Here is a 16,969-nt window from a genome sequence, read left to right as displayed (position 1 = left end):
ATGGAAAAGCCTCAAGACCAGCAACGAGACTGACGCCGAACGCGCGGCGGTAAACTTTTCCACATCACCATCAACAGGATTGATGAAGGACTTCCCGTTCAGTCATCGTGTTGAACGAGGACGACACATTCCATAAGAGTGACCACGATCTGGGCAACGCAGCTAGTCATTCGAAGCTCTCATCAAATTCTCATGTACCCTTCCCATGAGCGGTTGCCTGATGCGTTCGGGCCAATGACTGGCTTGTTAATCTTCATGTAGCCCGCGCGCTCGGCCTCGGCGCCCTTAGTGTCGCCCTTGCCTTCCTTGGCGAGAGCGCGCGTTTCGTAGGGATTGTAGAGTGAGTGCAAGTAATGCGGCGCGAGTCTGATGGCCTCGGAAGCGTTGCGGATCGCCTCGTCCCATTTCTTCAACTGCAGATAGGACTCGGCGCGCTGGCCCCAGGCCACCGCAAACAGCGGGTCCATGCCGATCGCAGTGCCAAAGTCGGCGATGGCGCTAACATTGTCAGTGCCTGTCCTGGCGTAGCCGCGATTGTAGAAAAACTTGGCGACCTTGGGGTTAAGCTTGATCGCCTCGTCGAAATCCCGGATCGCGGCCTTCTGGGTATTTTCGTCCCCAGTATTGGTTCGGCCGACACCGCGGTTGTTGAAGGCTATGGCGCGCTGCTCGGACGTGCCCTGGCCCGAGGTAAGGACGGCGGTGCAGTCGCTAATGACATCGGCGTTGCCCAGCGCATTCACGAGGCAACCATTCCACGGCTTGTCGACAGGTTGGGCGAATGCCGGGACGGCGCCCGCCGCGACAAGCAACAGAACGGGCAAAAAGCGCATTGGCGGTGGCTTACTTTGTTCGTCGTTTGCGGACCTTCGCACCGATGGTCCAAGGACCATGTCGGTTCCGTTCGCGCAACCGCCACGTTGCTTTGTTAATATTCGGCTTGAATGTCGCCCCAGCAGGCTCTGCCCTCCAAACATTACTTTGGCTCCCATCTCATCATAGCGCTCATGCGCCTCGCCGATTCTTTGCAAAACTGATGAGGCTTCAAGCGATCCGTTCTTGCGTACATTTGTCGTTCAAGCACTCCTGAAATCGCATCCTCGCAGGCTTGGAGATGCATTCAAGTTTGCCGTCGTCATTCAGGATAACTGGCTCCGGACACTTCGCATACGCACCAGAGCCGCTGCTGATTCATAGCTTATGACTTAGAAAGAGCACCTTCTGATGATTATAGCGCTGCAATCCTGACGCCGAACGCTTAGCGTTCTCGAGCGACCCAGGCCTTGCCGCGCGACGACCGCCGGGTACGAGAGCAATGTGCGCCAAATTCAAATGTGGGTTACAGAATGGGCGGCGGCTGCTTAAAGTGACAGCTACGGGGAAAATCTGATGCCGGTTCGACATATTGTGTTCGCCATGATGTTGCTTGCTACTCTGCCCGCGTCGGCGGAGACCGGCGGCCCCTCGCCTCTCCAACTCGCGCAGGACATCCAGCCCGGCTGGTTCATGGTATTTCAGAGGCAAGACGGTAGCGTCTTCGGAGAGGGAAAGGGCCCGTACAGCAGCGAAGAGGCGTGCAGGAACGACCCTTTCTTCAACGTCAGAGCGGCAGAGGCACGCGAGCACAAAATTTCACTGATTTGCAAGTATTACGCGAATCCGCCGTGGTGATGGGCGCAGTGCGCACCGCGCTCTAGCCATCTCTGCCGCGAAGCGTATCCGCATTGGGCACGGCGCGTCCGACAGCGAGCATGGTGGCGCAGTCGCGGACCAGCTTTTCCATGCCTCCAGCTTGTGGAGGCAGGACACCCGCCGCCGGATCGGGCGTCTCCTCCTGCACCACCGGCCTCGCCCCGACGGCAATCGCGGCCACGAGAACCGGCGGCTGTAGGCGGTCAATCAAGAATCAGGTCGATAGCAACGAAGCGGAACTGCGCGTCCTCTTTGATCGATTCGCAGCTCGCCGCCCACGTCGTCCCGCGCGAAACGCCCACCTTTATTTTCTGATTGGGCTCCACGAACAGAATCAAGGACCGCTCGCGGGTATTTCCGCCGGCGCGAACAACCACCGTACGTGTCTGCGCTCCGCATCTCGTGTTGCTGAACGTGGCGACACCCTGGTGGGTCTCAGTCGTGTTCTGAGTCTGGACGCTCGCGGCAGGCGGCGTGGCCGCTGGCGGAGCGGAGGGTGAAGGCGGCGCCGCAGCACTGCATCCGAATTTGTAGCCGCAATTCTTGAAAGCGAGCCCCATGGGGTTGAGCCCCTGCACGCCAAGCTTTTCCTGGTTCGGGCGATGGCAGTCCGCGCAGCTCTTGCCGGTCTGCTGCTGGAAAATTTCATTGGCAGATGCCGACCCGATCGCCAATCCCGCTGACACCACTACTGCGGACATCGCCGCGACAAGCCTACCCCGACCGAACTTCATCTCACCCCCCCGATGCTGACAGCCAAAGCCATCATGCATCCATCGCGGAGCAAGGCGCAACGACAGCGCTCAAGAGAGTCCAGCGATCCAGGTTAGCTGCGTATAAGCCTCGCTTTCTGCAGAGCCGCTCTTTGGGTCGCATAGTCACTGCCAGCAGCAGATGGAGCGCATACTCCCGTCGACTTGGAAGTTTTAAGTCATTAACGCGGTGAGCTCGGCAACCCAGGAATGAAGTGCGGTCCGCAGGGGCCGCCATGCCGAAATGAACCCATGAAAAGCGCACTTTGATCGGTCGGATCGGTTGCGAGTGTGATGCCTGCGCTTCACACCGCGTGCAGGCAGGCCTCAGAAAGATCAGCTTCGAGAAGCACGGACGGTGGCATCGTCCGGTTCGCGTCAGCCGCCAATGCCCATATTGCTGGACCTAGGCCTTCGAAGGACAGGCCCATGAGGGCGTTGATCGTAGGTATGGCACTTTCGGTTGTGCCGAGGGCATCATGGACACCGGACTCCCAATGCGACATTGCAGAGAGGTCCGTGCGGGCAGTTTGTCTCTGTTCTGGGCGAAGCCATTCATCTTTGAAGGAGAACCCTTGAAGATATGGATCATTGCGACAGCACTTCCGGCTATCGCATTTCCGGCCTTCGCGAAGGATTTCACCCTCTACCGTTGCACGAAGCTCATGTCGGATACGGTGATGATCTCGGAGCTGAGCGGCCAAGAATTTCGGATCACACCCAACAGCAACTTCTTCCCCGACAATTGCGGCTCCGTGACCTGGTATTCACCCGAACTTTTGTCCTTTCCCCACGGCGTGACCGGTCAAGTGGACCGCAACGCGAATATCTTTCTGAGATCGGGGAACGAGGTCATGATGTGCAAGCCGGATTGGTGAAAGCCAAGCAAGCAAGCGACTTCACGCTTGATGGGCCGGCGACGCGCTGTTGGAAACATCGTGTGTCGGATGGCGCAGCAGGCGCTCGCGGCCTCAGACTGCGATCATTCCGTCTTGAGATCCACGGCAACCGCCTTATCGCCAATAGCGTGGAGCACGTAGGTGATCGGCTGGCCCGGGGACAGGCCGAAGAGGCCAGCGCGTTGGACAGCATCGATACGGACGAGTACGTCGTCGCCACCCCGCACCGGCGTAATGAAACCAAGACCTCTGGATTCGTCCCACCATTTGACCACGCCACTCACTCTAGCCTGCGCTCGGGCGATCAGGGGGATCGAAAGTGTTGCCGCCCCCGCGATGACAAACGTACGTCTTTTCATTCTTGATCCTCCGGGAGGAGCAGATGCCATAAACCATTGGACCCTTCCCACGCAACGCTCCGCCCGATATAGCTCCCGAAGGTAGAGGCAACAGGCGATCTCAAAGGTCTTGCGAAGTCCAACGCCCACGTCCAGCGGACGAACAGCCGTATGTATGATACCGAAGGGCCGGGCATCACAGCCCCCCCAGCCCAGGCTGCCCACGACAAATCGGTAGTGTCGTCATTGGAGTGTCAGTCAGTTGTTAGGCAGGGACTTTTGCAACGGAACAAGTTCGACGAAATGTGGTTCTTTGTCTGCACTTGGCAGTTCAAGCACTGCAACGGGCGAGTCTGATGAGAACCGTTTTCCCGGGACGGCCGCCACGCCCCGATCGTGAGCGCTCGCATCTTGGTTGCTTCGGAAATCCTTAGAACGAAAGCCATCGCGGCACGGGCCGTGACGGGCTTCTCGAAGGACTGCTGTTTCGTCACCTTCGAACCGTTCGGCCACTCGGCAGACCTCGATCGAACGGCGTTCGGCGAAAATTTCCTCTCTGCCAGCCGCATCGACGCGGTCCACATTCTGCCGGCGCAGAACGATTGGTATCAGCACGCCGATTTTCTCGAGGCGTGCCGCCGGGTTGCCGAGGTCACCCGGGGATATGAGCGAATCGTCGCCTACGGCTCGAGCATGGGAGGCTACGCAGCCATCAGGTTTGGCGGCCTTGTCGGCGCAGGCTCCGCCTTCGCGCTCTCGCCGCAATTCTCCATCGACCCGCGGCAGGTGCCCTTCGACCGCCGATGGATCGAGCAGGCCAGGAAACTCACCTTCGTCAACGAATCCGTCTCTTCGCGTTTCGTCCCCTCGGCCTTCATTGCCTACGATCCGCACGGACCGGATCTCCGTCATGCAGACTTGTTCCGACCGCATACGAACGTCACCGATATCCCGCTCCCGAACAGCGGCCACCCGTGCACGCTCTATCTCGCGGAACTCGGCATGCTGCAGGCAGCGGTGGTCGACCTTGCCAAGGGCACGTTCGATCCGGTCGCGTTTCGCCACCGTGCCAGGCGGCGCCGAAAGGAAGCACCCGAGTTCTACGTCACGCTATCGCACCGGGCATCCCATCGCGGGCATTCGGACACTCTCGGCCTGGCGCTCGCCGAACGTGCCATTACGAAGCCACAGGCCGGCCTCCGATGCCTCACCCATTTTGCCGTGCTGGCCGCCCATGCCGGCCGCATGAGCGATGCCTTCGAGGCCTTGGATCGGGCGGCCTCGACCGAGCCGCATCATCCGGCCGTTCGCCGCGCCCAGAGCGAAATCCACGAGGTCGCCGGCGATCTGGATCAGGCCGTGGCGATTCTCGAGAGGCTGTGCCGCGATCCCATTCCCACCGGAAATGACGGAACCAGGCTCGCCCACTTGCGATGGCGGCAGAGACTTCCGTTGTACCGCCATCTGACGCATCCCACCGCCCTGCGCCGCTTCGGCCGGCTTCTCGACCGGGCAAGACAACGGCTGGGCATCAACCGCTAAAGTTCCAAAGCGGCCTGCTTCGCCAGCCAGGCACGCGCCTTCTTCTCGGTCGAGAACAAGGCTGCCGGCCGCTTCGACGGCGAGATGTTGACGAAGCGCTTGAAGGCCAGGACGGCCGACTCGTCGCGGCCGACAACGGCCAGCGGCCCGCTCGGGAAGTGCTCGGTATAGGCGCTCAGCCGCGCGCCCATCGCCATCACGTCGGCGTCTTCGTAGACCGGCTTGAGGCGGGTCGCATCGAACAGCTTCGAGTAGCCAAGTGCATTGGCCACGACGAGGGCGTCGAAATGCGCCTCCATCTCCTTCAGCGTCACCTCGCCCTCGGCAATGACGTGAATGAGCTTCTCCGAATGAAGGATTTCCCAGCGCAGCGGCATCGTATGCGTCTCCAGCGATCCTTCATAAGTGAGATAGCGAGCGAGCCTATAGCGGACGAGATTGCGGCGAGCCCAAGCCCGTTTGTTGGCGGATCCGTGGCGCGGTCGCGGTGGAACGATGGCGATTGACGCTCATTAACGTTATACTGTAACTAGTTATAATATAACGTTTTGAGCGGAGACCCTGGATGCAGCGCATTGGAGTATCGGCACTGGCCCTCGCGGCAGGTCTCTCCGCGGCGCAACCGTCACTGGCGCAGACGCCCCCGGCCGAGCCGGCCCCGCCGCAGGTCCCCTCGGACGGGCTCTCGATCGAGGTGGTTGGCAAGCGGCTCGACCGCGAGCGCAGCGAGATCCAGCCGAGCCTCGGCGCGACGCGCTACGACTTCAGCAAGACGGCGATCAGCAACACGCCGCTCGGCGAGAATGCCCCGCTCAACCAGGTGCTGCTGCGGGCGCCCGGCGTCGTGCAGGACGGGTTCGGTCAGATCCACGTGCGCGGAGACCATGGCAGCCTGCAGTACCGGCTCGACGGCGTGCAGCTTCCCGAAGGTCTGGCGCTGTTCAGCAACATCATGTCGCCACGCTTTGCCGACCAGCTCTCGCTGATCACCGGCGCCCTGCCCGCCCAGTACGGCCTGCGCACCGCCGGCGTGGTCGACATCACGGTGAAGTCCGGCACGACCAACCCCGGCGGCGAGGTTTCGGCAATGGTCGGATCCAACAACTGGGTGCAGCCGGCGCTGGAATATGGCGGCCGCTCCGGCAACTTCGACTATTTCGCTGTCGGCCAATATGTCAGCAACAACATCGGCATCGAGAATCCGACGTCCAGCACGGCCCCGCTCCACGACGCCACCGCGCAATGGTACGCGCTGACCAAGCTCAGCGCCGTGGCCGACGAGAATACCCGCCTGAGCTTCATCGCCGGCGGCGCCAGCGCGCGCTACCAGATCCCCAACGTGCCCGGTCAGACGCCTTCCTTCACGGTCAACGGAATCTCCGACTGGAACAGTGCGGCGCTCGACCAGCGCCAGTGGGAGGATACGTACTTCGGCATCGCGTCGATGCAGAAGAGCTACCAGAACTTCAACATGCAGCTCTCCGGCTTCGGCCGCTACTCCAAGCTATCCTACCAGCCCGACGCGCTGGGCGACCTGCTCTACAACGGCATCGCGCCATGGTCGCAGCGCTCCAGCCTCGCGTTCGGCGCCCAGGGCGACGCAAGCTTGAAGGTGGCCTCCAATCACACGCTGCGTGGCGGCTTCCTGGTCCAGCGCGAACAGGTCTCGAGCTTCAGTCAGAACAATGCGCTCGGGCTCGTTCCCGACCCCACCGATCCGACGGCGCTGATCCCCGGCGACAGTCCGGTCGGCTTCAGCGACGGTTCCACCCTCGTCGGCTGGACCTACAGCGTCTACCTGCAGGACGAATGGAAGGTCATCCCGACCGTAACGGTGAACTTCGGCGCACGCTTCGACGCCATCTCCGGACAGATCTCGGAGAACCAGGTCAGCCCGCGCATCAACGTCGTCTGGGAACCCACATCCCAGATCAGCCTGCGCGCCGGCTACTCGCGCTACTTCGTGCCGGCTCCGCTCAACCAGGTCGGCTACGGGTCGCTCGCCGCCCGGGCCGGCACGACGGCCGAGCCCGAGAACTACACGAACGATCCGGTCAGGGCTGAACGATCGGATTATTTCGACGTCGGCCTGACGGTGAAGCCGGTGGAGGGCCTGACCCTCGGCTTCTCCGGCTATTACAAGTTCGCGGAGAACTATCTCGACAAGGGCCAGTTCGGCGCGCCGATCCAGCTGGCCTCCTTCAACTACGCGAACGCGCAGGTGAAGGGCTTCGAACTCTACGCCAACTACGACCAGGGTCCGTGGTCGCTCTACGGCAACCTCGCCTGGTCCAAGGTCAGCGCCACCGGCATCAAGTCCGCCCAGTACAATTTCTCCACCGAGGATCTCAACTACATCGCCAACCACTGGATCGCCGCCGACCACGACCAGGGCTGGACCGGTTCCGCCGGCGCCGCCTACATCTTCAACTCGGGCACCGACCGGGCCACCCGGGTGTCGGCCGACATGCTGTTCGGCAGCGGCCTGCGCACCAGCGTCGTGACCCCCAACGATACGTCGCTGCCGGCCTATGCCACGCTCAATCTCTCTGTGACGCAGAAGGTGCCGCTCGGCGGCAGCAAGGGCACCCAGATCCGCCTCGACGCGATCAACGTGACCGATGGCGTCTACCAGCTGCGCACCGGCGAAGGCGTGGGCGTCGGGGCACCGCAATACGGAATGCGCCGCGCCTTCTTCGTGACGCTGGCGCAAAAATTCTGACGCGCAAACATGATACGGAAAGGCCGGGCGTGGTAGAAAAGCACCATGCCTGACACCAGCCTTCCCTTCGTCCTGACCCTTCAGGGCGGCTCCAACTTCCGCGACCTCGGCGGCTACAAGACCGAGGACGGACGCACCGTGCGACGCAACACGGTGTTCCGCTCGGCCCATCTCGGCGGCCTGACTGCCGAGGACCGCAGCGCTCTCGGACGCCTCGGCGTCCGCACCATCGTCGACCTGCGCGGCGTGAGCGAGGCGGCCGAGACGCCGCACCTGATCGAGGGTCTCGCGTGCCGCATCGTCGGCGCGCACATCGAACCCGGCGTCGGCGACAAGATCCGCGGCGCCGTGGCCGACGGGACGGCCAACCCGCACATCATGATGGGGTTCCTCACGGATCATTACCGTGACTATCCGCGCCGCTGCGCGCCGGGTTTCCAGACCCTGTTCGCGACCCTGAGCGACGGCACACATCGGCCGCTGGTGTTCCACTGCACCGCCGGCAAGGACCGAACCGGCTTCGCTTCGGCCCTGCTGCTCTCCCTGCTCGGCGTGCCCTGGGAAACGGTTCTGGAGGATTACCTCCGCACCAACGAACTCTGGACCGGCCATCTCGGCCGCTATCCCGAGCTCGACATCGACACTCGCGCGGCCATCATCGAAGCCCGCACGCCCTACCTCGAAGCCGCCTTCGAGGTCGTCCGCGGCGATTTCGGCTCACCCGAAGCCTTCGCCGAAAAGGCGCTCGGCCTCGACGCCGCGGCCCGCGAACGGCTGAAGGCGGATTTGCTGGAAGGGTGAGTTCCGCGCTACGCCTGTCGGCATGGCCGACACGCGCTACGACACTCCCGAACCCTTCAAGGTCGACATTCCCGAACGGGCGCTGATCGATCTCGACGAGCGCCTGCGCCGCTGGCGTCCGCCGGTGGCGATTGCCGATGGCGGCTCCTGGGCCTCCGGCACCGATCCCGCCTTCCTGGCCGAGCTGGTCGACTATTGGCGGCATGGCTACGACTGGCAGCGCTGCCAGGAGGCCATCAACCAGTGGCCGAACTACCTGGTCGATATCGGCCCACAGCGCCTCCATTTCATCCGCGAACCCGGCACCGAGGTCGAGGACGCGCCGCGGCCGCTGCCGCTGGTCGTGACCCATGGCTGGCCGGGATCGATCGTCGAGTTCCTGCACCTCATCGATGTCCTCGCCCATCCCGAAGACCATGGCGGCGATCCGCTCGACGCCTTCGACGTGATCGTGCCGTCGCTGCCGGGGTATGGCTTCTCCGGTCCGCCGATCCGCGAGGACGGCACGACGGGCCCGATCGGGCCGCGTGCCATCGCCGGCCTGTGGCACAAGCTCGTCACCGAAAAGCTCAACTACGACCGCCCTTACGGCATCCAGGGCGGCGACTGGGGCAGCGTCGTCTCGTCATGGCTGGCTTTCGACCATCCGCAGCAGGACGACTCTGGCGTCCTCGGCGTCCATCTCAACATGATGGGGCTGCGGCCGGGCCTCGATCTCAAGACGGCCACCTTGAGCGCCGACGAACAGGCCTGGCTTGCGAAGATGGGCAGCGCGCTGGACGACAAGACCGCCTACCAGCGCATCCACGCGACACGGCCGCAGACCCTGGGCGTGGCGCTCGCCGATTCGCCGGTCGGGCTGGCCGCCTGGATCGTCGAGAAGTTCCAGGCGTGGAGCGATTGCGGCGGCGATCCGCTCAAGCGCTTCTCGATGGACACGCTGCTCGACAACATCATGGTCTACTGGCTGACCGGCACGGCCGGCACCTCGACGTGGCTCTATCGTGGCGCCGCCGAGCAGAAGCCCCGCACGCTGCCCGAGGGTGCGAAGGTGGAAACGCCGACCGGCTTCGCAGCCTTCCCCGCCGACATCGCGCCGGCCCCGCCCAGGGAATGGATCGAGCGCGCTTTCAATCTCCGCCGCCACACGATCATGCCGAGCGGCGGCCACTTCGCGGCGCTCGAAGAACCGGAGCTGCTGGTCGAGGACATCAGGGCCTTCTTCCGCCCCCTGCGCTACGGCGCGGCGAACGACTAAATCGCCAGAACTCGCGGCCGCTGCGCCGCCAGCGCCGCGATCACGCCCAGCGTCGCCAGCGTGCCGAACAGCAGCAGCGAGTCGGTGTAGGTGCCGCTCCAGTCGCGCAGCATGCCCGAGGCCAGCGGCCCGGCGGCCTGCGCCGTGACCTGCAAGGACAGCGCCACGCCGCGGATGGCGCCATAGCTCTCGCGTCCGAAATAGTCCGCCCAGGCCACGGGCAGCAGCAGCAGGATGCCCCCGATGCCGATGCCGAACAGGCCGGCTGCCGCCATCGCGCTCTCCACCCCGGAGACGAAGATCAGCCCGTAGCTGCCGAGCGCCATGCACGCGGCACACAGCGCCATCTGGTAGCGCACCGGCCATCGGCGCGGCAGGAAGCCGATGCCGAAGCTCGCCGCCCCCGAGAGCATGGCGACGAAGGCGATCACCGAAGCCGCCGCGACCGGCGACAGGCCGCGCTCGATCAGGTGCGGCGCATTGTGCAGGCTGACCCCGGCCTGCACGGGGAACAGCAGAACCGTGTAGAGCGAGAGCAGCCAGAAGGCCGGCGTCCGCATCGCCTGTGCCCGGCTCCAGCGCGGCTCGACCAGGGGCGGTGCCTTGCCGTTGGCCAAGCGGTCGGGCTGCAGGCCGACATCCTCCGGCCGCCGCACCAGCAAGAGCCAGCACGGCACGAAGCCGACCAGCAGCACCGTCGCGCCGACCGCGATCCAGCCGGCCCGCCAGTCCGCACCGCTTATGGCGAACTGCGCGATCAGCGGCAGCCCCACCAGCCCCGACATCTGCGCCAGGGTGGCAAACGAGGCGGCGATGCCGCGGCGCGCCACGAACCAGTTGTTGAGCGCGCCGTAGAGGCCGAGGTCGAACGGTCCGGCCCAGATCATGCGGGCGAAGCAGAACAGCACGTAGAACAACAGCAACGATTGTATGAGCGACAGCGCCATGCAGGCGATGCCCGTGCCCGCCACCGCGAGGCAGAGCACGAGACGCGCGCCGCGGCGATCGACGAACGGTCCGATCAGCGGCGAGAGGATGGCCGCCAGCACGCCGCCCAGCGACACCGCACCCGACATCTCCGTGCGCGACCAGCCGAACGCCTCGGTCATCGGCACGACGAAGATCGAGAGCACGGCCACCGCCGGCCCCTGCCGCGCGAAGCCCGCGAGGCAGATGCAGCCCAGCACCACCCAGCCATAGAAGAAGGGCAGCCGCGGAATCAGGAAGCGCGGCAGGGGCGGTGCTTGCATCCGCAAGCCGGAGTCTTTCTGACTCAAAGTCAGCCCCCAAATACCTCATCCTGAGGAGCGCGCGCAGCGCGCGTCTCGAAGGATGGGCAACGAGCGTGGTGTCTGTAGCCCATGCTTCGAGACGGCTGCTCCGCAGCCTCCTCAGCATGAGGAGGTAGTTGGATCACAATTACATTCAAACAGACTCTAGGCGAAGGTCGCCGTGGCCTGCGCTGCGATCGTGCCCTGCGGCGTCACCGTCCAGAGCTCGGCCCCCTTGCCATCGGTGGTCGGCCGTCCGATCGCGTCGAACGGCGCGGTGTCGAACAGCGGCGCGCGGGCGCGGATGGCGAAGCTCCTGATCGGCCGGCCGGGATTGGAATCGCGCAGCAGGTCGAACAGGCATTGCTGGGCGAAGGGTCCGTGCACGACGAGGCCGGGATAGCCCTCGGTCTCGATGCAGTAGGTCCGGTCGTAATGGATGCGATGCGGGTTGAAAGTGATGGCCGAGTAACGGAACAGCATCACCGGATCGGCCTTGATCGTGCGCCGCCACGGGACGTCGGTGGGGGCCGCCTCGCGCACTGGCACGCCGCTCTTCTCGCCCGCCTTCACCTCCTCGCGGAACACGGTGTTCGCGACCTCGGTGACGGCGAGCCCGCGCGGCGTATAGATGCGGCGCGTCTGGCTGGTGACGATCAGGCTGCCGGTGCCGCCGCCCCGCAGCTGCACATCGGAGAACTCGGTCTCGCGGCGGAGCTTGTCGCCGACGCGGATATCGCCCTCGAACGTGAAGGTCGAGCCGGCATACATGCGGCGCGGCAGCGGGATCTTGGGCAGCACGCCGCCTTCGGTCGGCAGCCCGTCTTCGGCCAGCACGTTGCGGCGGGCATACGAATGCAGGAAGCAGAGGTGCCAGCCCGGCGCGATCGCCTCGCCCTCTTCCGGCACCTTGTCGTCGCGGTCGAAGGTCGCGATCATCGCCTTGAGCGGCGCCTGCGTGACGACGTCCTCGTCCTCGATCTTGCGGCCGAGTTCCTTCTTGAGCGGTTCGATGTCGATGGTCATGGGTACTTCCTCCGGACTTTCAGCCAGCCTAACCAATCCCCTGCCATGATTCGCCGCCCGCACCCGCACGAAATCAAGCTGCTGCCGCAGATCGAAAACGAGGCCGACCTGCGCTATCGGCGCGTGGGCCTCGGCCTCGTCGTCGACATGCCGCCGGCCAGCCTCGCTTCGCTCGAGGCCGGCCGGCGCGAGGGGAGGCTCTGGGTCGCGGTCTCACCGCTCAATCGACCTGTGGGCTTCGCGCTGATGAAACTCCCGGGTGGCACGGCGTGGCTCGACCAACTCTCGGTGCTGCAACGCTGGCAGGGGTACGGCTTCGGCAGAGCATTAATCGAACAAACCGCGACAGCCGCCCGCAGCCTGGGCCATCGCACACTCCATCTGTCGACCTATCGCGATGTCCCGTGGAACGCGCCCTACTACGAGCGCCGCGGCTTCGAGGAAGTGCCGCGCGGAGACTGGCCGCACATCTTCCGCATGCAGTCGATGGAGGAGAACCGCCATGGCCACCCGCCGTGGCGGCGGACGATCATGCGGCGCTTGCTCGATTGACCGAGCGTGCGCAGCCCCCTCACCCAGCCTCTCCCCCTAGCGGTGGAGAGGAGTCTGAGATTCATGTTCCTCTCCCCGATCGGGGGAGAGGTCAGGTGAGGGGGTGACGCAGCTACTCCGCGGCGACGGACAGGCCCATCTGCTCGCAGGTCGGGGCGACGTCGGAGACGGTGGCGCGGCGCATGTCGCGCTTGTAGCGCTGGTCGTCGAACTCCATGCCGCGATGCATGGTGCAGCGATTGTCCCAGATCACCAGGTCGTTCTCGCGCCAGCGATGGGCGTGGACGAACTGGCGCTGCGTGGCATGCGCGGTCAGCTCGTCGATGAGCTGGCGCGCCTCGTCGTCGGGCATGCCGCGGATCGCGCCGGCGTGGCTGGCGATGTAGAGGCTCATGCGTCCCGAGTCCGGAAGGCGGCGGACCAGCACCTGCGGCACCGGCGCGAAGGCGGCGCGTTCGCTCTCGTCGAAATCCTTGAAGCCGAGCCTGCCGCGCGACGTCATGATCGAGTGCTCGGCGACGAGCCCCGCGATCCGTTCCTTCGTCGAGTCCGGCAGCGCGTCGTAGGCCGCGCGCATGTCGGCGAACTCGGTATGGCCGCCGATCGGCGGGATCGAGCGGGCATGCAGCATCGAGCAGTAGGCCGGAAGGCGCTTGAACGAAGAGTCCGTGTGCCAGAGGCGATTGCCGAGATTGTAGAGGCGCTGGCGGTTGTTCGTCTCGAGGATGCGGTTCTCGGCGTCGAGATTGCCGACATCGGCCATGTTCTGGTGCAAGCGCAGGTTATGCCCCTTGCGTGCCATGAATACGGTCGTCTCAAGCGGGCCGAAATGGCGCGCGAAGGCGAGCTGGCCGTCGTCGTCGAACTCCTGGTCGGGGAAGACCAGAACCGCATACTTTGTGAAAGCCTCGCGGATCGCGGCGAGGTCTTCGGGCGAGACCTTGTTCAGGGCGACATCGCCGACTTCGGCCACGAAGTCGGGCGTCACGGCATGGATCGACACAGCCACCGGGCTTCCTCCTTGCTCTTGCTTATGCGACGGATTGGATCACCTAACGGACAATCCGGCAATCGCGGGATATACTTTCAGCCATGATCGAGAAGCAGGAAGTGCAGGAGATCTTCCCGACCCCGTTGTGGATCGTGGACCTCCAGCCGGCCGCCGCAGCCAGCCTCAATGCGAAACTCAAGGCCGAGATCGAGCGGTTGATCGCGCCGCGATCCAAGGTGCCGGCCGGCAGCAACTGGCAGACGCCGCAGGATCTGCACACGCGCCCGGCGTTTGCGGAGTTCGCCAAGCTGGTCGAGACGGCGGGCCGCGGTGTCGCCCGCTTCCTGCAGGTCGATCAGTATCCGATGGCGATCACCGGCTGCTGGGCGAACGTCAATCCGCCCGGCGCCTACCATCCGATGCATCACCATCCGAACAATTACCTGAGCGGCGTCTACTACGTGTCGATCCCGGCCGGCGGTTCGCAGATCCTGTTCCAGGATCCGCGCGGCCAGGCCTCGATGATCATGCCCAAGCCGCGCCAGTACACGCGCCTCACCGCCAACGGCGCCAATGCGCCGAGCAAGGAGGGCCGCATGGTGATCTTCCCGTCCTGGCTGAAGCACACGGTGCCGGCCAATGACGGCGAGAGCGACCGCATCAGCATCTCGTTCAACCTGATGTTCAAGAATTTCAGCGAGACCATGGCGTCGCCGATGTGGGATCCCACGGCGGGCAAGGAGAAGTGATGAGCCTGCAGGATCGCTACGGCAACGAACTCGGCACGCAATCGGCCGCGGCGCGCGACGCCTATCTGACGGGCGTCGACAGCCTGATGGCCGCAACGCCCGGCATGGACGCCGCCTTCCAGCGGGCCGTCGATGCCGACGAGACTTTCGCGCTGGGCCATATCTCGCTCGCGCGCGCCAAGCAGTTGCTCGGCCGCGGACACGAGGCCAAGGCGCCGCTCGCCCGCGCAAAGGAGCTGGCCGGCGACGCCAGCCCGCGCGAGCAGAGCCAGATCGCGATCTTCGAGAAGATCCTGACCGGCCAGGGCGCCGCCGCGCTCGAGGCGATCCGCGAACACATGAAGGACTGGCCGCGCGACGCCATGGCGCTCGCGCCGGCGACCAGCGTGTTCGGCCTGATCGGTTTCTCCGGCAAGCCCGGCCGCGAGGTCGACCAGCTCGCCCTTCTCGAACCGTTCGAGAAGCATTACGGCGACGACTGGTGGTATCGCACGCAGCTCGCCTTCGCGCAGATCGAGTTGCAGAAGCTCGACGAGGGCCAGCGCAACATCGACGCCGCGCTGGCCGCCTTCCCGAAGAGCGCCCATGCCGCGCACATCCGCGGCCATCTCTTCTACGAGCTGGGCGAACGCGAAGCCGGGCTCGCCTTCCTGCAGGAGTGGATGAAGAACTATCCCCGCGAGGGCCTGATGCACGTCCACAACAACTGGCATCTCGCGCTGTGGTCGATGGAAACCGGTCGCATGGAGGAGGCCTGGCGCCTCTACGACGAGGCGCTCAGTCCCGCCGTTGCCTGGGGCCCCCAGATCAACGTCGCGACCGACTGCGCCGCCTTCCTGGCCCGCGCCGAGATGGCGGGCGAAGCGCGCCAGCCGGAGCGTTGGCGCGAGCTGGCGGACTACGCCACCAAGTGGTTCGGACGGCCGGGCCTGGGCTTCGTCGACATGCACACGGTGCTGGCCTATGCGATGGCCGGCGACGGCGCGGCCCTGGCGAAGTTCGCCGAGAACCCGGCCGGCCCGACGGCCGACCTGCTGGCGCCGATGGCGCGCGGCTTCGAGGCCTATGCGCAGGGCGACTGGAACCGTGCCCTCGGCGAGATCGAACCGCTGCTCGCCACGCACGAGCGCCTGGGCGGCAGCCGCGCGCAACGCGACCTGCTCGAATATCTGGTGACGTCCGCGATGGTGAAAGCCGGCCGCGTGAGCGAGGCCCGCGCGATGATCGAGAAGCGCCGGCCGCAGAACGGCAAGGGCAAGGGATTCCCGCTGGCGGGGCTTTAATCATTGGAGCGCGCCACTCCTGTGGCGCAATCATGATCATGAGCGCCACTGGAGTGGCGCGCTCCAATGAGACGCTACGTGCTTAACCCGAACTCTTCGGCCAACAACTCGTACGACCGCTTCCGCTTCTCGAAGTCGTAGCAGATCGTCACGGCCATGATCTCGTCGACCTCGTAGGCCGCGGCGTGGCGTTCAAGCCCTGCCCTCACCGTCTTGGGCGAGCCGACCACCGAGCGGCGGCGAAGCGCCGGCAGCCAGCGCTCCGCGCCGGGCGCCTTGGCGGCTTCCGTCGCTTCCGCGACCGACGGGACGGGACCGGGATTGCCCAGCGTCCGCAGCCGCATCGCCCAGACCTCGCGGCTGCGCGACAGCAGGTCGGCCTCCTCGTCGGTCTCCGCGCAGAGGACCGAGATCGCCATCAGCGGCATCGGCTTGGGATGGAGCGACGACGGCTTGAAGTGGGCACGATAGGCGCGGGTGACGCCATCGCCGCCGTCGGGATTGATGAAGTGTGCGAAGCAGAACGGCAGCCCGAAATGCGCAGCCAGTGCGGCGCTGTCGTCGCTCGATCCCAGCAGCCAGACGTCGGGGGCCGTCTCGCCGCTGGGCTGCGCCACGACGCCGGTGCCTTCGTGGTTCAGCGGCAGCGCGTCGTGCAGCCAGGCGACCAGATCGCGCACCTGGTAGGGATATTTCTCCGCATCGCTCCAGTTGGGCTTGCCGTCGGCCAGGATGCGCATCGTGTGCTGGTCGCTGCCCGGGGCGCGCCCGATGCCGACGTCGATGCGGCCGGGGAACAGCGTCTCCAGCATGCGGAAGTTTTCCGCCACCTTGTAGGCGCTGTAGTGCGGCAGCATCACGCCACCCGATCCGACACGGATGCGCTCGGTGAGGCCCGCCACCCGCGTGATCAATACCTCGGGCGTCGAGCCGGCCAGCGCCTCGCTGCTATGGTGCTCGGCCAGCCAGTAGCGCGTGTAGCCCAGCCGGTCGCAGAGCTGCGCCAGCTCCAGCGTATCGCGCACGGCTTCGGCCGGCGTGCCACCCTTGCGGATCGGCGACTGGTCGAGAACGCTGAGACGCAGCGACAAGG

The 16,969-nt window shown here is 65.0% G+C and carries 17 protein-coding genes; 8 read left to right on the top strand and 9 right to left on the bottom strand.

Annotated features, from left to right (window positions below):
• Positions 1 to 182: 182 nt before the first annotated feature.
• The 3 genes from ACQY78_RS22280 to ACQY78_RS22270 form a co-directional block, all read right to left on the bottom strand.
• Positions 183 to 833 carry a tetratricopeptide repeat protein gene (locus tag ACQY78_RS22280; protein WP_428678853.1) on the bottom strand — a complete coding sequence of 217 codons (651 nt, stop codon included), beginning with the start codon at positions 831 to 833 and terminating at the stop codon, positions 183 to 185.
• Between the two features lie 860 nt (positions 834 to 1,693).
• Positions 1,694 to 1,903 (bottom strand): hypothetical protein, encoded by a 210-nt coding sequence (locus ACQY78_RS22275; RefSeq protein WP_428678851.1) that lies wholly within the window; start codon positions 1,901 to 1,903, stop codon positions 1,694 to 1,696.
• Positions 1,896 to 2,426, bottom strand: a complete 531-nt coding sequence (locus ACQY78_RS22270) for a hypothetical protein (RefSeq protein WP_428678849.1) — start codon at positions 2,424 to 2,426, stop codon at positions 1,896 to 1,898. The genes ACQY78_RS22275 and ACQY78_RS22270 overlap by 8 nt, the downstream gene beginning before the upstream one ends.
• 497 nt (positions 2,427 to 2,923) lie before the next feature.
• On the opposite strand from ACQY78_RS22270, the gene ACQY78_RS22265 reads away from it, so the two are divergent.
• Entirely contained in the window at positions 2,924 to 3,322 is a 399-nt protein-coding gene (locus ACQY78_RS22265; protein ID WP_428678846.1) for a hypothetical protein, read from the top strand.
• 104 nt (positions 3,323 to 3,426) lie between these two features.
• Here the strand turns inward: ACQY78_RS22265 and ACQY78_RS22260 are convergent, their stop codons facing one another.
• Entirely contained in the window at positions 3,427 to 3,702 is a 276-nt protein-coding gene (locus ACQY78_RS22260) for a cold-shock protein (RefSeq protein ID WP_428678844.1), read from the bottom strand.
• A gap of 375 nt (positions 3,703 to 4,077) precedes the next feature.
• Here ACQY78_RS22260 and ACQY78_RS22255 point away from each other — a divergent pair, with 375 nt between their 5' ends.
• Positions 4,078 to 5,223, top strand: coding sequence for a tetratricopeptide repeat protein (locus tag ACQY78_RS22255; protein ID WP_428678841.1), 1,146 nt, complete (start codon positions 4,078 to 4,080; stop codon positions 5,221 to 5,223).
• Here ACQY78_RS22255 and ACQY78_RS22250 read toward each other — a convergent pair.
• Entirely contained in the window at positions 5,220 to 5,600 is a 381-nt protein-coding gene (locus ACQY78_RS22250) for a hypothetical protein (protein ID WP_428678839.1), read from the bottom strand. The two genes, ACQY78_RS22255 and ACQY78_RS22250, sit on opposite strands and share 4 nt — an antisense overlap.
• Before the next feature lie 188 nt (positions 5,601 to 5,788).
• Here ACQY78_RS22250 and ACQY78_RS22245 point away from each other — a divergent pair, with 188 nt between their 5' ends.
• Genes ACQY78_RS22245 through ACQY78_RS22235 form a run of 3 tightly spaced genes read left to right on the top strand, consistent with a single transcriptional unit; the run spans position 5,789 to position 10,004 of the window.
• On the top strand, positions 5,789 to 7,945 hold the full coding sequence (locus ACQY78_RS22245) for a TonB-dependent receptor (protein ID WP_428678836.1): 2,157 nt from the start codon (positions 5,789 to 5,791) through the stop codon (positions 7,943 to 7,945).
• A gap of 45 nt (positions 7,946 to 7,990) precedes the next feature.
• A complete protein-coding gene (locus tag ACQY78_RS22240) occupies positions 7,991 to 8,746 on the top strand; it encodes a tyrosine-protein phosphatase (protein ID WP_428678834.1) in 756 nt (251 codons plus the stop codon).
• Positions 8,747 to 8,768: 22 nt separating this feature from the next.
• Positions 8,769 to 10,004 carry an epoxide hydrolase family protein gene (locus tag ACQY78_RS22235; RefSeq protein WP_428678831.1) on the top strand — a complete coding sequence of 412 codons (1,236 nt, stop codon included), beginning with the start codon at positions 8,769 to 8,771 and terminating at the stop codon, positions 10,002 to 10,004.
• Here ACQY78_RS22235 and ACQY78_RS22230 read toward each other — a convergent pair.
• Together ACQY78_RS22230 and ACQY78_RS22225 are read right to left on the bottom strand one after the other, a co-directional pair.
• Positions 10,001 to 11,254 carry an MFS transporter gene (locus tag ACQY78_RS22230; RefSeq protein ID WP_428678828.1) on the bottom strand — a complete coding sequence of 418 codons (1,254 nt, stop codon included), beginning with the start codon at positions 11,252 to 11,254 and terminating at the stop codon, positions 10,001 to 10,003. The genes ACQY78_RS22235 and ACQY78_RS22230 overlap by 4 nt on opposite strands.
• 186 nt (positions 11,255 to 11,440) lie before the next feature.
• Positions 11,441 to 12,301: an FAS1-like dehydratase domain-containing protein gene (locus ACQY78_RS22225; protein WP_428678826.1), complete on the bottom strand. Its 861-nt coding sequence runs from the start codon at positions 12,299 to 12,301 to the stop codon at positions 11,441 to 11,443.
• A 45-nt stretch (positions 12,302 to 12,346) separates the two neighbouring features.
• On the opposite strand from ACQY78_RS22225, the gene ACQY78_RS22220 reads away from it, so the two are divergent.
• The gene (locus ACQY78_RS22220) at positions 12,347 to 12,853 is read left to right on the top strand and encodes a GNAT family N-acetyltransferase (protein WP_428678823.1); all 507 of its coding nucleotides are present in this window, start codon (positions 12,347 to 12,349) and stop codon (positions 12,851 to 12,853) included.
• 112 nt (positions 12,854 to 12,965) lie between these two features.
• Here the strand turns inward: ACQY78_RS22220 and ACQY78_RS22215 are convergent, their stop codons facing one another.
• Positions 12,966 to 13,862, bottom strand: a complete 897-nt coding sequence (locus tag ACQY78_RS22215; protein ID WP_428678820.1) for a TauD/TfdA dioxygenase family protein — start codon at positions 13,860 to 13,862, stop codon at positions 12,966 to 12,968.
• An 83-nt stretch (positions 13,863 to 13,945) separates the two neighbouring features.
• Between ACQY78_RS22215 and ACQY78_RS22210 the strand changes: the two genes are divergently transcribed.
• Both ACQY78_RS22210 and ACQY78_RS22205 read left to right on the top strand, forming a co-directional pair.
• Positions 13,946 to 14,593, top strand: a complete 648-nt coding sequence (locus ACQY78_RS22210) for a TIGR02466 family protein (RefSeq protein ID WP_428678818.1) — start codon at positions 13,946 to 13,948, stop codon at positions 14,591 to 14,593.
• The gene (locus ACQY78_RS22205; protein ID WP_428678815.1) at positions 14,593 to 15,876 is read left to right on the top strand and encodes a tetratricopeptide repeat protein; all 1,284 of its coding nucleotides are present in this window, start codon (positions 14,593 to 14,595) and stop codon (positions 15,874 to 15,876) included. The genes ACQY78_RS22210 and ACQY78_RS22205 overlap by 1 nt, the downstream gene beginning before the upstream one ends.
• 74 nt (positions 15,877 to 15,950) lie before the next feature.
• Here the strand turns inward: ACQY78_RS22205 and ACQY78_RS22200 are convergent, their stop codons facing one another.
• A complete protein-coding gene (locus ACQY78_RS22200; RefSeq protein WP_428678813.1) occupies positions 15,951 to 16,967 on the bottom strand; it encodes an LLM class flavin-dependent oxidoreductase in 1,017 nt (338 codons plus the stop codon).
• Positions 16,968 to 16,969: the final 2 nt, after the last annotated feature.

Origin of the sequence: Reyranella sp., from assembly GCF_965279625.1 — a bacterium.
GTDB lineage: Bacteria > Pseudomonadota > Alphaproteobacteria > Reyranellales > Reyranellaceae > Reyranella.
This window is presented reverse-complemented; position numbering and strand designations above follow the sequence as displayed.